The sequence below is a fragment of the Zhengella sp. genome, assembly GCF_041397485.1.
In the GTDB taxonomy this organism is placed as follows: domain Bacteria; phylum Pseudomonadota; class Alphaproteobacteria; order Rhizobiales; family Rhizobiaceae; genus Zhengella.
The window spans coordinates 680874-695089 of the sequence record NZ_JAWKWO010000001.1; the positions used below are offsets into that span (position 1 = coordinate 680874).

At 65.3% G+C, this 14216-nt stretch carries 11 protein-coding genes; 5 read left to right on the plus strand and 6 right to left on the minus strand.

The window, feature by feature from the left end; translation table 11 throughout:
• Positions 1-290 precede the first annotated feature (290 nt).
• Complete coding sequence (locus tag R3D65_RS03160; protein ID WP_371273780.1) at positions 291-2216, plus strand: polysaccharide biosynthesis protein; 1926 nt, start codon at positions 291-293, stop codon at positions 2214-2216.
• A gap of 32 nt (positions 2217-2248) precedes the next feature.
• Here the strand turns inward: R3D65_RS03160 and R3D65_RS03165 are convergent, their stop codons facing one another.
• Positions 2249-3193, minus strand: a complete 945-nt coding sequence (locus R3D65_RS03165; protein ID WP_371273781.1) for an NAD-dependent epimerase/dehydratase family protein — start codon at positions 3191-3193, stop codon at positions 2249-2251.
• 140 nt (positions 3194-3333) lie between these two features.
• Here R3D65_RS03165 and R3D65_RS03170 point away from each other — a divergent pair, with 140 nt between their 5' ends.
• A complete protein-coding gene (locus R3D65_RS03170; RefSeq protein ID WP_371273782.1) occupies positions 3334-4323 on the plus strand; it encodes a glycoside hydrolase in 990 nt (329 codons plus the stop codon).
• 64 nt (positions 4324-4387) lie between these two features.
• Here R3D65_RS03170 and R3D65_RS03175 read toward each other — a convergent pair whose 3' ends face one another.
• Positions 4388-4969: a biotin transporter BioY gene (locus R3D65_RS03175; protein ID WP_371273783.1), complete on the minus strand. Its 582-nt coding sequence runs from the start codon at positions 4967-4969 to the stop codon at positions 4388-4390.
• Positions 4970-5098: 129 nt separating this feature from the next.
• On the opposite strand from R3D65_RS03175, the gene R3D65_RS03180 reads away from it, so the two are divergent.
• On the plus strand, positions 5099-6004 hold the full coding sequence (locus R3D65_RS03180; protein ID WP_371273784.1) for an MBL fold metallo-hydrolase: 906 nt from the start codon (positions 5099-5101) through the stop codon (positions 6002-6004).
• A 6-nt stretch (positions 6005-6010) separates the two neighbouring features.
• Here R3D65_RS03180 and R3D65_RS03185 read toward each other — a convergent pair whose 3' ends face one another.
• Together R3D65_RS03185 and R3D65_RS03190 are read right to left on the minus strand one after the other, a co-directional pair.
• Positions 6011-6790, minus strand: a complete 780-nt coding sequence (locus R3D65_RS03185) for a DUF1499 domain-containing protein (RefSeq protein ID WP_371273785.1) — start codon at positions 6788-6790, stop codon at positions 6011-6013.
• Between the two features lie 83 nt (positions 6791-6873).
• Positions 6874-8499 carry a long-chain-fatty-acid--CoA ligase gene (locus tag R3D65_RS03190; protein WP_371273786.1) on the minus strand — a complete coding sequence of 542 codons (1626 nt, stop codon included), beginning with the start codon at positions 8497-8499 and terminating at the stop codon, positions 6874-6876.
• Positions 8500-8675: 176 nt separating this feature from the next.
• Here R3D65_RS03190 and R3D65_RS03195 point away from each other — a divergent pair, with 176 nt between their 5' ends.
• Together R3D65_RS03195 and R3D65_RS03200 are read left to right on the plus strand one after the other, a co-directional pair.
• Entirely contained in the window at positions 8676-9053 is a 378-nt protein-coding gene (locus tag R3D65_RS03195) for a hypothetical protein (protein ID WP_371273787.1), read from the plus strand.
• A 256-nt stretch (positions 9054-9309) separates the two neighbouring features.
• Positions 9310-9996 carry a hypothetical protein gene (locus tag R3D65_RS03200; RefSeq protein WP_371273788.1) on the plus strand — a complete coding sequence of 229 codons (687 nt, stop codon included), beginning with the start codon at positions 9310-9312 and terminating at the stop codon, positions 9994-9996.
• A 72-nt stretch (positions 9997-10068) separates the two neighbouring features.
• On the opposite strand, the gene ppdK is transcribed toward R3D65_RS03200, so the two are convergent.
• On the minus strand, positions 10069-12738 hold the full coding sequence (ppdK, locus tag R3D65_RS03205) for a pyruvate, phosphate dikinase (protein ID WP_371273789.1): 2670 nt from the start codon (positions 12736-12738) through the stop codon (positions 10069-10071).
• A 168-nt stretch (positions 12739-12906) separates the two neighbouring features.
• The gene (ubiM, locus tag R3D65_RS03210; RefSeq protein ID WP_371273790.1) at positions 12907-14085 is read right to left on the minus strand and encodes a 5-demethoxyubiquinol-8 5-hydroxylase UbiM; all 1179 of its coding nucleotides are present in this window, start codon (positions 14083-14085) and stop codon (positions 12907-12909) included.
• Positions 14086-14216 lie beyond the last annotated feature (131 nt).

Here is a 14216-nt window from a genome sequence, read left to right on the forward strand (position 1 = left end):
TCGAATGGGGATTCATTTCTCGGTACCCGGTACAACAAGTGGCGGCCCACCGAAACCGACAAGAACTAGGCATTGACAATTTCACGCCGTAGGAGACAAAGGCGGCGCCTTTTTGAGACTAGCCGGATCGCCGCGCAATTTCCACATTCTTGTGCAATGCGACGTAACCTTTTCAAGCAGCCTGGCCAAGGCGGCCACTGCATGGTTTCCCGGATCAAAGCAACCATGCTATTGGAGATGCAACCGTGCATGGTTCCTGCCATCCGGCGGCTGCACTGCAAGGAGTTCCGATGAAAGCCGATGCCCGCATGTTGCGCACTGCCGTTGTCCTGCATGATGCCGTCGTGCTGGCCGCCGCCTTCGTTTGCGCGCATCTTGTCGCCTTCGGGCTTGAACCCCTTTCCCATGTGCCGGGTTTTGGAGAGAAGACGGCCGGCTTCGTCGCACTGGGCGTCGGTTCGCTCTATGTGATGAAGGTCAATCGCGGGCTGTGGCGCTATGCCTCGATCCCGGACATGGTGGCCATCGTCAAGGCGACGACGATTGCCGTGGCGATCTTCACCATCGCCAATTTCATGCTGTCCCGCGGCGAGAACATTTCGCGTGTCGCCGTCATGCTGACCTGGGTTTTCACGGTCTTCGGCCTGGGCGCCGGGCGAATGCTCTACAGGTTCATCAAGGAAACGCGCTTCTTCTCTTTCCTGCGCGATGCAGGCGAGATTGCCGAGCACTATCTGCTTTATCCCTTTTCCGACACGACGGAGAGCTATCTTCGCGCCATCCGCCGGCTCAACCCGCCGGGCTTCAGGATCGCCGGCATCATCGATCCGCGCATGTCGTTCGTGCGCAACGGCATGCATTCGCTCAACGTGCTGGGCACGCCCGAACACATCGCCTCCATCGTTGCCGAAAACCATGCCCGCGGGATTGTCATCAACGGCCTGATCGTCACCGATTCGACGATCTCGGGAACGGAAATGGCCGATCTTCTGGAGGCCTGCAACGATGCCGGCATCGGCATATCGCGCCTGCCCGACATGATGGACTTCCCCAAGGCGGGCAGTTCGAACCTGCTCTCCCCCAAACCGGTGCGCCTCGAAGACCTGCTCGGAAGACAGCAAGTACAGGTCGAGAACCGGGATATTTCGGGTTTCCTGAAAAACAATACGGTGCTGGTCACAGGCGCCGGCGGTTCGATCGGCTCCGAACTCTGCCGGCAGATCGCAGCCTTCAAGCCGGCCAAACTGGTCTTCCTGGATTCCGGCGAACGCAACCTCTATGACATTTCACAGGAATTCGCCTCGCATTTCCCCGAAACCGCCATCGCTCCGGTGATCGCCGACATCCGCGACCGGTCGCGCATCGACGAGGTGGTGAATTTCTTCGCACCGGACGTTGTCTTCCACGCAGCCGCGCTGAAGCATGTGCCGATTGTCGAGGCCAACCCGCTGGAGGCGGTGAAGACCAATATCCTGGGCACGGCCAATGTGGCCGAAAGCGCGGTGGCGGCCGGTGCAAAGGCCTTCGTGCTTATCTCCACCGACAAGGCGGTGAACCCCTCCAGCGTGATGGGTGCGTCCAAACGCGCCGCCGAACTCTACTGCCAGGCGCTCGATCTCGACGACGCACCGACCTGCTTCCGCATCGTGCGTTTCGGCAATGTGCTCGGTTCAGCCGGATCGGTGGTCCCGCTGTTCCAGAAACAGATCGCCCAGGGCGGCCCGGTCACGGTCACGGATCCGGAAATGACCCGCTATTTCATGACCATCCCGGAAGCGGTGCACCTTATCCTGCAAGCCGCCTCGCACGGCATGAACGGTGCAAAACTGCCGCCCGAAACGCGCGGCGCCATTCTCATGCTCAACATGGGCCAGCCGATCAAGATCTCCGATCTTGCGCGCCGTCTCATCCAGTTGGCCGGTTTCCGCCCGGATGTGGACGTCAAGATCGAATATACCGGGCGCCGGCCCGGCGAGAAGCTGGAAGAGGAACTTCTCAGCCGGCTCGAAGACCAGATCGTGCAGAAGCATGACAGTTTCATCGTGGCGCGAACGCGAACCGTTGAACGCGGCACGATCGTCAACTGGCTGCAGGAACTCAAGCAGATCTGCCGGCGCGAAGACCCCGAAGCCGCCATCCTCCTGCTTCGGAAAATCGTCACAAGCTACAAGCCCTGGACTGCGGCGGCGGCCGATATCGAGCAGATTTCCGAATAGAGCGGTTTCCGACGGGCGCGAACCGGCACCGGTCACAGGCGCTGGCGAGCCTCAGGCGGTGCGAAGGCCCGGACCAGGCCGTCGGCAAGGGCGACGGGCGGATGCCAGCCGGTTTGTGCGGTGAAGCGGGCCGTATCCACCATGCAGGGTTTGCGTGCATGGCTGAGCGCCTGTCCAAGCAGCGGCACGCCATCCCACCACGCGGCAGGCAGGCCCGGAAGGGTGTGCAGGCGCTGGCGCCCTGCCCACCGGCCGGCCAGGCGCCCGATCTCGCCCAGCGATGTGATGCCATCATCGGCAAGGTTGAACGTGCCATTCGCCGCCCGGCTGCCCTCGGCCGACAAGGCGGCAATGGCGCTTGCAAGGTTTTCACGATTGAGAACCGATTTCGGCGCTTGCGCCAGCACCTCCGGCAACAGCCAGCCACGCCGGCCCAAGCGGGTGGCCAGTCCCAGCCAACCGCCACGGTGCGGGCCATACACGACCGGCAGGCGCAGGATCGCCAATGCACGTCCTTCGCCATGAAAGGCGTTTCGCAGCGCAGCCTCGGCCGCCACTTTCGAGCGCGCATAGGGATCATCGGGGCGAAGCGGGTCGCTTTCGCGAAAGGGCACGTCCGTGCCGGCGCCATAGACGCGCACGGAACTGGCGAAGAGAAAGCGTGTGACGCCCGCCCGGGCGGCTGCGCGGGCAAGAGCGGCTGTGGCATCGACATTGACCGCCTGCATGGCCGCCTCGTCGCCCGCCGCGCGTGACAGGCGCGAGGGATTGAATGCGGCCAGATGCACCACCGCATCCTGCCCCTCCAGCACCGATTCCCATTCAGCAGGCCGGGTCAGATCGGCGAACAGCGCGCGCGCGGCGATATCGGGGCGCGGTTTGCGCAGCAGGGCGGTGACGTCATGGCCGGCGCCGACAAGTGCATCGGCAATCGTGCCGCCTGAAAAGCCTCCTGCCCCGGTCAGAAATATCCGCATGGTTCTCCGGTTCCGTTTCCTCGTGCGGGCCGGGCGCCGCCCGACATCCCGGATACCACAAGGCGCGCCGGTTGTGGTAAGGGATTGCGCAATTGAAACAAGGGACCGGCCGGAACACCATACGGGCCGCCAGAGACCGCATGCCGGAGATGACAAACACACTGGCCATTGCCGGGCTTGCCGCCTTGGCCAGCGTCCTGCTGCTGGCGGTTCTGCGGCGCCTGCTTGCGGCGTCCTTCCTGGCCGCGGGCCGTTCGGACCGGTCGAACCATGCCGGAACGCCGCGCCAGATCGGCGGTCTGGCCGTGGTGCCTGCCGCGCTGTTCGCCGTGGCCTTCCTTCAGGGCGGGGATGCATGGATCGCCCTGCCCTTCCTGGCTCTGTGGCTGGCCGGCATGGCCGACGACCACCGCCCGCTGGGCGTGGCCGTGCGGCTGGGCGTGCAGATCGGGGCCGCGGCGGGTCTTGTCGCGCTGGTGCGGCCCGCCCTGCCGCTGCCGGACGTCGTGCCGCCGCTGGCGGGCGACATCGCCGCCGTGCTGTTTCTCGTGTGGACCATCAACATGGTCAATTTCATGGACGGGCTGGACCTGATGACCGTTGCCGGCGCGGGGCTGCCGCTCGCTTTTTGCAGCTCTCTGCTGCTGGTCGCTGGCGGATCAACCGATGCGGCCATGGCCACGCTGGCGGGCGCGGGCGCGCTGGCCGGGTTCGCGCTGCACAACCGCCCGCCAGCGAAGGTGTTTCTCGGTGACAGCGGCAGCCTGCCGCTCGGCATGCTCGCCGGCTGGGCGCTGCTGGCGCTTGCCGAACAGGCCCCAGCGGCGGCACTGGCCCCGTTCGGCTATTACTTCGCCGATTCCGTCTGGACGCTTTTGCAGCGGCTGGCGGAGGGCAAGAACATCCTGAAATCGCATTCCGAACACGCCTATCAGCGCGCCTTCCGGGCCGGCATGACGGTGCCCGCCATTGTGGGCCGCGTGGCGCTGTGCGCGCTCGCCTGCGGCCTTGCCGCTCATGCGGCGATCGCGGCGGACGGGTTTGTCTCGATGGCCGGCGGCCTTGCCGGGCTTGGCGCGGGCGTGGCGCTGGCCGCGCATTTGCGGCGGCGGCCGAAGCCCTTAAACTGAAAAGGCCGCGTTTCACCTGGAAACGCGGCCCTTGTCTGTTCTTGCCGGTCAGGCCGGCGCGCGATCAGCGAAAGCGGGCGAGGAGCGCGCCAAGCGCAGGCACGAGGGCGGCGGCGAGCGCCGCCTTGACCACGTCGGCGACGATGAAGGGGCCGACGCCGAAGGCCAGCGCCTTTTCCGCGCCGAAGAGCACGGCGAGCCATGCCGCGCCGAGCGCCAGGATCACCGCCTCACCGGCCAGCATGGCACCGAACAGGGCGACCGGGCGGGCCGTCCAGCCACGGTCGGCCGCGGCGCCGATCATCGCGGCGGCCACGAGGAAGCCCGCCAGGTAGCCGCCGGTCGGGCCGGCCATGTAGGCGGCACCCGCGCCGCCGGTGAAGACAGGCATGCCGACGGCGCCCTGCGCCAGATAGGCCAGCAGCGTGGCAACGGCCAGATTGCGGCCATAGGCGGCGGCGATGGCGAAGATGGCCAGCGTCTGCAGCGTCATCGGCACGGGCCAGAAGGGAACCTTGACATGGGCGGCGGCGGCGATCAGCAGCGAACCGGCGATGACGAGCCCGGCCTGGGCGGCAAGGCGGGCGGCACCAGCGCCGGGAAGCGCGGCGGCTGCCAGTGAACGGTCGGACAGGGATGCGGACATCGATTTTCCTTTTTGGCATTGCGTGGACAGCGAAGCAGAACCTCGCATGTTTGCGTATAAATTCTGACGTGCTATGCGGCAATGCACAAGGGGCGCGATCCCCGGACAATTGCCGAAGGACGCATGCGCATGGAACTGGATCTCAACCGGGACTTCGAACCGGCTCATGGCGAGGCCGTACCGGTCGCCACGGATGTCCTGCGCGTCACGGTCAACAATCCGGGGCCGTTCACCTTTCACGGCACCAACAGCTACATTGTCGGCCGTGACACGTTGGCCGTCATCGATCCCGGGCCGGAAAACGAGGCGCATTTCCAGACGCTCATGGAGGCCATCGCGGGGCGGCCGGTCAGCCACATCTTCGTCAGCCACACCCACAAGGACCATTCGCCGCTGGCTCGCCGCCTTGCCGCGGCGACCGGGGCCACCATTGCCGCTGAAGGCCCGCACCGGCCTGCCCGCCCGCTCAATATCGGCGAGGTCAACCCGCTCGACGCCAGCGCCGACACGGATTTCGACCCGGATATCCGCATGGCCGATGGCGCGGTGATCGAAGGCGACGGCTGGGCGATCCGGGCCGTTCACACGCCGGGCCACACGGCCAACCATGCCGCTTTCGGGCTCGAAGAGACGGGCATCCTGTTTTCTGCCGATCACGTGATGGCCTGGGCCACGACCATCGTGGCGCCGCCCGATGGCGCCATGGCCGATTTCATGGCCTCGCTGGAGGCACTGATGCAGCGCGACGACAGGCTCTACCTGCCCGGCCATGGCGGACCGGTGACGCGGCCGGCGCAATTCCTGCGTGGTCTGCGCACGCACCGGCGCATGCGCGAACGGGCCATCCTGGAAAGGCTCAGGGCCGGCGACCGGACGATTGCCGGCATGGTCACCAAGATTTACCGCGATACGGATCCGCGCCTGCACGGGGCGGCCGGCCTTTCGGTGCTGGCGCATCTGGAAGATCTGGTGGCGCGTGGGGCGGTGCAGACGGACGGCCCGCCGGCGATCGACGGCGTTTTCATTCCCGCCTGAACGGGCTCAGGTGCCCGCCAGGGTCAGCATTTCGGCATCCAGCGCATTCATGAAGGCTTCGATGCGCCGGGCATTGTCGCCCAGGTCATGTCTGGCGAAAACGGATGCCGAGCGCATGTCGACATAGGTGGATTCGTCCTCGTCGGAAATGCGCACGACAACATCGACCGGAAAGGCAAAGAAAAACGTGCTGGCCCGGGCCTCGACCAGCAATTCCGGGGTTTCCTGCGGAACCCCCTTTCGCGACAGCACCTGCCAGCGATTGTCCGCCATGACATTGGTGACAGCCCGCAGGACGCGGTCGGGCGCGGCATCGTAGCGGCGGCCGGTCGCTGCCGGGTAAGCCCGTGCGGCCGCCTCGATCTCCTGCGGGGACGGCGTGGCGATCTCGTTCTGCCCCTCCCCGCGCAGACCGGGCGCAATGAAGAACCGGGGCGGATCGCTCCGGTCGGTGGAGATGTCGTTCAGGGCAGGCAGGGCGGCGGCACGCCAGGCCGAGACCGCGAAGGGTGCCAGCACGATCAGCGACAGGATCAGGCCTGCCGCGGCAGCGCGGCCGCCGCGCGCACCGGCGCGCCAGAGCCTCTGAAAGGCCAGGAGCGCGATCACCAGCGCCGTGATGGCCAGAAGGCAAATGAAGCCCAGCACCCAGAAAAAGCCGACGGTTTCCATCAGGCCATAGCGATGGGCGAGGCCCGCGATGATGAACATCACCAATGCCAGACGGGCAAGGAAGCGGGACCAGTCGCCCAAGGGCGAAACCGGCCGGTCATAGTAACCCGTCATGTCGGCTGCCTCGCGCCTTCCCCCATCGCATTCTTCCACCCGACGGCGCGGCTGCCAGAGCCGCGCCGTCAGGCGTTTTCCCCTCAGGCGGGGAGCTTGTAGCCGGCGAACTGGTCGCGCAGGGTCGTCTTCTGGATCTTGCCGGTCGCCGTATGGGGGATTTCCTCGACGAAGGCCACGTCATCGGGCATCCACCACTTGGCGATCTTGCCATCCATGAAGGCGAGAATATCCTCCCGCGAAGGCTGCCGCCCCTGCTTCGGCACGATAACGAGCAGCGGGCGCTCGTCCCATTTGGGATGGGCAATGCCGATGACGGCGGCCTCTGCCACGTCGGGGTGACCGACAGCGAGATTTTCCAGGTCAATGGAGGAAATCCACTCGCCGCCCGACTTGATGACATCCTTGGAGCGGTCGGTGATCTGCATGTAGCCATCGGCATCGATATGGGCGACATCACCCGTGTCGAACCAGCCCTCCTCGTCGAACTGGTCGGCACCGGCGCCGCCGTAATAGCCCTTGGCGATGGCAGGGCCGCGCACTTTCAGACGGCCGAAGGTCTTGCCGTCCCACGGCAGTTCCCTGTTGTCATCGTCGGTGATCTTCATTTCCACGCCGAAGGGCGCATAGCCCTGCTTGGCCTTGAGATCGAGAAGCGCATCTCCCTCCAGGTCGGCAAATTGCGGCTTGAGCGAACCGAGCGAGCCAAGCGGGCTCATCTCGGTCATGCCCCATGCGTGGATGACATCGACGCCGTAATTGTCCTGGAACTTCTGCGTCATGGCGCGCGGGCAGGCCGAGCCGCCGATCACCACCCGGTTGAGATGGGGCAGTTCCTTGCCGGTTTCTTCCAGATATTGCAGCAGCATGAGCCAGACAGTCGGCACGGCGGCCGACATGGTCACCTTGTGGGTGTCGAGCAACTCGTAGATCGATTCGCCATCCATCCTGCCGCCCGGCATGACCAGCTTGGCGCCAACCATGGGCGCGGCGTGGGCAATGCCCCATGCGTTGGCATGGAACATGGGCACGACGGGCAAAACGACCTCGCGGGAGCCGAGGTCGAGCGCGTCCTTCTGGCTGGCAATCAGGGCGTGAAGGACGTTGGAGCGGTGCGAATAGAGCACGCCCTTCGGATCGCCCGTGGTGCCGGAGGTGTAGCACATGCCCGACGCGTCGCCCTCGCCGTTGGCATGCCATTCGACATTGCCGTCATGGCCGGCGATCCAGTCCTCATAGGCCACGGCGGTCTTCAGCGCCGTGTCCGGCATGTGGGCGCCGTCGGTCAGGACCACGACCTTGCCAAGGCTGGGAACCTGATCCGCGATCTTCTCGACGATCGGCAGGAAGGTCAGGTCGGTGAACAGCATGCGGTCTTCGGCATGGTTCATGATCCAGGCGATCTGTTCGGGAAACAGGCGCGGGTTGAGCGTGTGATACACGCCGCCGGCGCCCATGATGCCATACCAGGCTTCCAGATGGCGTGCGGTGTTCCAGGCCAGCGTGCCGACGCGGTCACCGGGCCGGATGCCCTCCGCCATCAGTGCCTGTGCGGTCTTCTTCGCCCGGGTGTGAATGTCGGCATAGGTCGTGGTGACGACCGGGCCTTCGATGGAGCGCGTGACGACCTGCTGCTTGCCATGCTGGCGCGCGGCATGGTCCAGGATGCGGCTGCAGGTCAGCGGCCAGTCCTGCATCAGTCCCAACATTGATGTTCCTCCCTGATCGGTATGAGCGTGTTATCAACATCTTGTCCCTCAAAACCGGTTTGTCCAGAGCGCGCGGCCCCTGCCCCGGCTTTTCTGCCGGCCACGGACACAAACCGGCCATGATCGGCCGCCAGATTGCGGGTTCGGGCGGGCTGGTTTTTGTTCTGGAGTGCAAGATGAACATGCTTCCCGTCCCTGTCACCCCCTCATCCGCACCGCCGCTGGCCGAAGTCGAGCTCGAAATGGCGCTTCAGATCAATGACATCCGCGCCCAGGGCTTTGCCGATTCGGTTCGGGAAGCCGCCTCGCGCATCGGCGGGCATGTGCTGTTTGACCTGCCTTGTCCCTCCGGCGAAGGCTGCCAGCGCGTGGCGGCCATCGTGGCGGCGCAGGACCACGAGATGCAGGTGCTGCTGGTGATCCTGGCGGCCGATGGCCTTTCGGTCTCCACCGAGAATGCCAGCGATTCCGATCATGCCTTCGCCGGTTTCGCGCTCAGCCATGCAGCGCTGAGCGGGCACTTGGCCGGATTGGGTCTCGGCGCCGCGGAATAGGCTGCGCTGGAACAACCGGCGCCGTCCGGTTGCGCGCCCGGGCTTGCGAAGGCTCCCTTGCCAGGCTGGAGCGGCTGGCCTGCGCGTCATTCGCTACGCGCGGGGAGGCCTTGGCCGCTGCCGCAGCACGGTTCTCCACACGGCTTATTTGATCATAATCCACCCCATCCACATCATGCTTCATGCCCTCTGCATTGTGCCAGACGCCTGTACCCGTTTGCTTTTTCCGGACTCATCAAGAAACAGAGGGGAACACATGCTTTCAGACACGTATCGCGGAACTGCGGTGGCGGCCTTCATCCTGGCCTTTGCCGGAATCCTGCTGGCAAGCGCCGCCGCGCAGGCGCGAAACATCACCTGCCCGCTCGCCCAAATCCGGCGTGAAGTCGTCTCGCCCCTGCCGAACGACTGGTGGAGCACGCCCCATGTCAACTCGCTGCAGAACACCCGGGTCGTGACGATCGGCGGCCGCGTCGCGCTTCAATGCCAGTATGGCGAGGCTGGCAACATCCAGCGCTATGCGCCGGCCAACCAGACATGCCAGGCCGTGCCGCTCGGTTTCCAGTGCAGCCAGGCCGCGCGCGGCTTCCGGACGTTTTCGACCGGGCAGATCAACATTCCGCAAACCTTCGTCGCCGATCTGGACCGAGGCATCCGCACCCAGGCCGGCGCGGACATCTGGTTCCAGGCGGTCAGCCGCGACCTACTCTATCTGGTGCCAAGAAACGGCGCGCGCATCGGCATCAGCGGCCGGCGGAACCGCGGATACGAGGGCTGCCGAAGCGCCCGGATGGCACCTGATCGCATCTCGCTGCGTGATGTTCCGGTGGGCACCTATGTCTGTGTCAAGACAAATGAGGGCCGCATCAGCGAATTCCGCGTGAATTCGGTTTCGGGCGGCAGCCCGAAAACCCTGACCATCGGCTATACGACCTGGGAATGAGACCGGGAAAAACGGCGGGCGCCCGGTGAACCGGACGCCCGCTGCCAGACCCGTTCCTGTTACGCCTGAAGCCTAGCCCGCCCGTGCGGCGATGGCGGCCTGGGCGGCTGCCAGGCGGGCGATGGGCACCCGGAACGGCGAGCAGGAAACGTAATCCAGCCCCGTCTCCTCGCAGAAGCGGATGGACGCCGGATCGCCGCCATGTTCGCCGCATATGCCCAGCTTGATGCCCTTGCGGGTGTCCCTGCCCTTTTCGGCCGCGATACGCACCAGTTCGCCCACGCCCTCCACATCCAGCGAGACGAAGGGATCCTGTTCGATGATGCCCTTCTGGCGGTAGGTCTCCAGGAAGCCGGCTGAATCGTCACGGCTGATGCCGAATGTCGTCTGTGTCAGGTCGTTCGTGCCGAAGGAGAAGAATTCGGCCACTTCGGCAATGACATGGGCGCGGATGGCGGCGCGCGGCAATTCGATCATCGTGCCGACGAGATAATCGAAGCGCGTGCCGCTCTCCTTCATCACGTCCTTCGCCACGGCATCGATACGCGCCTTGACGAATTCCAGTTCCTTCATCAGGCCTACGAGCGGCACCATGACTTCCGGCACAACCTGTGCGCCGGTGGCCTTGCCCGCCTCGATGGCGGCCTCGAAAATGGCGCGGGCCTGCATTTCCGCGATTTCCGGATAGGAGATCGCGAGGCGGCAGCCGCGATGGCCCAGCATCGGGTTGAACTCGTGCAGCGTTTCGGTGCGCCGGCGCAGAAGGTCCGGCTTCACGTCGAGGGACGCCGCCACTTCGCCGATTTCCTCTTCCGTCTTGGGCAGGAACTCGTGCAGCGGCGGATCGAGCAGGCGGATCGTTACCGGCAGGCCGGCCATGATCTCGAACAGTTCCACGAAATCGGCCTTCTGCATGGGCAGAAGCTTGGCCAGCGCGGCGCGACGTCCGCTCTCGGTATCGGCGAGGATCATCTCGCGCATGGCGACAATCCGGTCGCCCTCGAAGAACATGTGCTCGGTGCGGCACAGGCCAATGCCTTCGGCGCCGAACGAGCGCGCCATGCGGGCATCGGCGGGCGTTTCGGCATTGGTGCGCACCTTCATGCGGCGGCCTGCATCGGCCCATTCCATGATGGAGGCGAAATCGCCGGAAAGTTCCGGCTGGAGCATGGGCACGGCGCCCTTGAGTACCTGGCCCGACGAGCCGTCAATGGTGACGACATCGCCCTTGCGGAAGGTCTGGCCCATGGCCAGCATCACCTCGTTGCGATAGTCGATGCGCACGGAACCGGCGCCGGAAACGCAGGGCTTGCCCATGCCGCGCGCCACCACTGCCGCATGGCTGGTCATGCCGCCGCGCGAGGTGAGAATGCCCTGTGCGGCATGCATGCCGTGAATGTCTTCCGGGCTGGTTTCGACGCGCACGAGGATTACCCGGCGGCCGGCGGAACTCATTTCCTCGGCCTCTTCGGACGTGAACACGATCTCGCCCGTGGCGGCACCCGGCGAAGCAGGCAGGCCCATGGCGATCACATCACGCTTGGCCGAGGGATCGATGGTGGGATGGAGAAGCTGGTCGAGCGAGGCCGGCTCGATGCGCAGGACCGCCTCTTCCTTCGAGATGAGTTCCTCGCCGGCCATGTCGACGGCGATCTTCATGGCCGCCTTGGCCGTGCGCTTGCCGTTGCGTGTCTGCAGCATCCACAGCTTGCCGCGTTCGATGGTGAATTCCATGTCCTGCATGTCGCGGTAATGGGCTTCAAGCCGGTGGGCGAAGCCCGCGAACTCGGCAAACAGGTCCGGCATCAGCTTTTCGAGCGACGGCTTGTCGGAGCCACCTGCAATGCGCGCTTCCTCGGTGATGGCCTGCGGCGTGCGGATGCCGGCAACGACATCCTCGCCCTGCGCATTGACCAGGAACTCGCCATAGAGCCGGTTCTCACCCGTGGAGGGATTGCGCGAGAATGCCACGCCGGTGGCCGAGGTCTCGCCCATGTTGCCGAAGACCATGGCCTGCACATTGACCGCCGTACCCCAGGCTTCCGGAATGTCATGCAGGCGGCGATAGGTGATCGCCCGGTGATTCATCCAGCTTGAGAAGACGGCACCGATGGCGCCCCAGAGCTGCTCGGCCGGATCCTGCGGGAAGGGCTGCTCCAGCTCTTCCATCACGCGGGCCTTGTACAGCTCGACGATGTGCTTCCACTGGCCGGCCGTGATCTCGGTGTCGAGATCGGCGCCGAGCCGGCCCTTTTCCTGATCGAGGATTTCCTCGAAGACCTCGTGATCGAGTCCCATGACCACATCGGAATACATGGTGATGAAGCGGCGGTAGCTGTCCCATGCGAAACGCTCGTCGCCGGATTCGGCGGCCAGGGTCTCCACCGTCTCGTCGTTGAGACCGAGATTGAGGACGGTGTCCATCATGCCGGGCATGGAGGCGCGCGCCCCGGAGCGCACGGAAAGCAGCAGCGCGTTGGACTTGTCGCCAAAGGCGCGGCCCGTCAGGCGGCCGATGTGATCGAGCGCGGCACGAACCTGGGCATCGAGTTCGGCCGGGTACTGGCGGCCATGGGCATAGAAATGGTTGCAGGCCTCGGTGGTGATGGTGAAACCGGGCGGTACCGGCAGGCCGAGTGCGCACATTTCAGCCAGATTGGCGCCCTTGCCGCCCAGCAGCGCCTTGTCATCAGCCCGGCCCTCGGCCGCCCCGTCACCGAAGGTATAGACCCACTTCGCCATTGCCTCTTCCCTTGCCGGCCTGTTGCAGTTGCGAAGGTGATAGCGATTTTGCACGCCCATGACCATGGTCAAATTGGCGCGTGGCAAGCATTTGTCTTTTCAACCGTTTCAGATGCTCCGCCAGATTTTCTGCCACGTCCGGAAAAGGCCCTGGCAGCCTGACACCACCTACATGCCCGCCGTCAGCCGGGCGACGACCATGTCGCGAACAGGCGGCAGGGCATGGGCCAGGCGCAAGCCGGCGGAGCGCAGGAAACGGGCTGGCGCACTCTCGTTGGCATAGAGGCTGGCGATGCCGTTGGTGGCGTGAAACAGCGGGAAGGTCTCGCGGCGATGGGCACGGGCATAGCGGGCGAGCCCGTCCGGCGCGGCGATGTCGCGGTCCTCGCGGATGGCCGAGAGCATTTCACTGGCCAGCAGGTGCTGGCTCAGCAGGCCGAAATTGAAGCCGTGGGCGGTGACCGGATGCATGCCCACGGCCGCATCGCCTATGAGGGCGAACCGCTCGGCATGGAAGGCATGGGCGTAGACGGCGACGAGGGGATAGAGATGCGCAGCGGCGAGCGGTGTCAGCCGGCCGAGCCGGCCGTTCAGTTCCCGCTCGGCCATGGCGGCGATCGCATCGGTTCCATCCGCCACAAGCGGCTCGGCTTCATGGGAAGGCAGCGTCACAACGATCGACGAACGCTGTCCCGCCAACGGCAGCGTGGCGATGGTGATGCCGTGGAAGAAGCCTTCCAGCGCCGTATCCCCATGCGGGTGCTCGTGCGCCATGTCGCAGACGATCATCGAGCGGCCGAAATCATGCATGAAGGCTGATATGCCCATTTGCCGGCGCAGGGCGGAAAAGCGCGTGTCCGCGGCCACCAGAAGCCGCGTCTCGACCACGGTTCCATCGGACAGCGACACCGCGACGCCGTCTTCCACGTGCCGCGCGGCACCAGCCTTCACGCCGGCCAGAAGGCGCGCGCCGCCATGATGGGAAAAGGATTCGTAAAGTGCCTTGCGGATGGCATGGTTGGGCACCAGCCAGCCCAGCGTGTCCGCATGGCGTGCGGCGGCATCGAAGACGAGGGCGAAGGGCGAGGCGCCGTCCAGCACTTCGGCCCGTCGCAGGAAGGAGCGGTGCTCCGGCGCGATACGGCCCGCGACATCGAGCCTTTCAAGAATGCCCATGGAGCGGTGATTGAGCGCGATGGCGCGGCCATCGGGCGGCGGCGCCTTGAGCGTGGCAAGTCCGGCCTGCTCCACGATCAGAATTTCCAGACCGCTGTCGGCGAGCGAACGGGCAAGGGCCAGCCCCACAGGCCCCGCCCCCACGATCATGACATCACAGGACATCGTCATTGCCGCGTCTCCTCACGTCTGTCGGCATGAGAGACCTTAGCGCAGGTGGAACCGGGGGATCTTGATGAAGGTCAAGCAAGCCGGCACGGAATGACCGGACGCCGCGGAAAACAGCCCCTTGAGGCTGTTTC

Excerpts from the sequence above, each read along its gene's own strand:
- R3D65_RS03160 (WP_371273780.1), top strand. The coding sequence starts at position 291 with ATGAAAGCCGATGCCCGCATGTTGCGCACTGCCGTTGTCCTGCATGAT.
- R3D65_RS03165 (WP_371273781.1), bottom strand. The coding sequence starts at position 3,193 with ATGCGGATATTTCTGACCGGGGCAGGAGGCTTTTCAGGCGGCACGATT.
- R3D65_RS03170 (WP_371273782.1), top strand. The coding sequence starts at position 3,334 with ATGCCGGAGATGACAAACACACTGGCCATTGCCGGGCTTGCCGCCTTG.
- R3D65_RS03175 (WP_371273783.1), bottom strand. The coding sequence starts at position 4,969 with ATGTCCGCATCCCTGTCCGACCGTTCACTGGCAGCCGCCGCGCTTCCC.
- R3D65_RS03180 (WP_371273784.1), top strand. The coding sequence starts at position 5,099 with ATGGAACTGGATCTCAACCGGGACTTCGAACCGGCTCATGGCGAGGCC.
- R3D65_RS03185 (WP_371273785.1), bottom strand. The coding sequence starts at position 6,790 with ATGACGGGTTACTATGACCGGCCGGTTTCGCCCTTGGGCGACTGGTCC.
- R3D65_RS03190 (WP_371273786.1), bottom strand. The coding sequence starts at position 8,499 with ATGTTGGGACTGATGCAGGACTGGCCGCTGACCTGCAGCCGCATCCTG.
- R3D65_RS03195 (WP_371273787.1), top strand. The coding sequence starts at position 8,676 with ATGAACATGCTTCCCGTCCCTGTCACCCCCTCATCCGCACCGCCGCTG.
- R3D65_RS03200 (WP_371273788.1), top strand. The coding sequence starts at position 9,310 with ATGCTTTCAGACACGTATCGCGGAACTGCGGTGGCGGCCTTCATCCTG.
- ppdK (WP_371273789.1), bottom strand. The coding sequence starts at position 12,738 with ATGGCGAAGTGGGTCTATACCTTCGGTGACGGGGCGGCCGAGGGCCGG.
- ubiM (WP_371273790.1), bottom strand. The coding sequence starts at position 14,085 with ATGACGATGTCCTGTGATGTCATGATCGTGGGGGCGGGGCCTGTGGGG.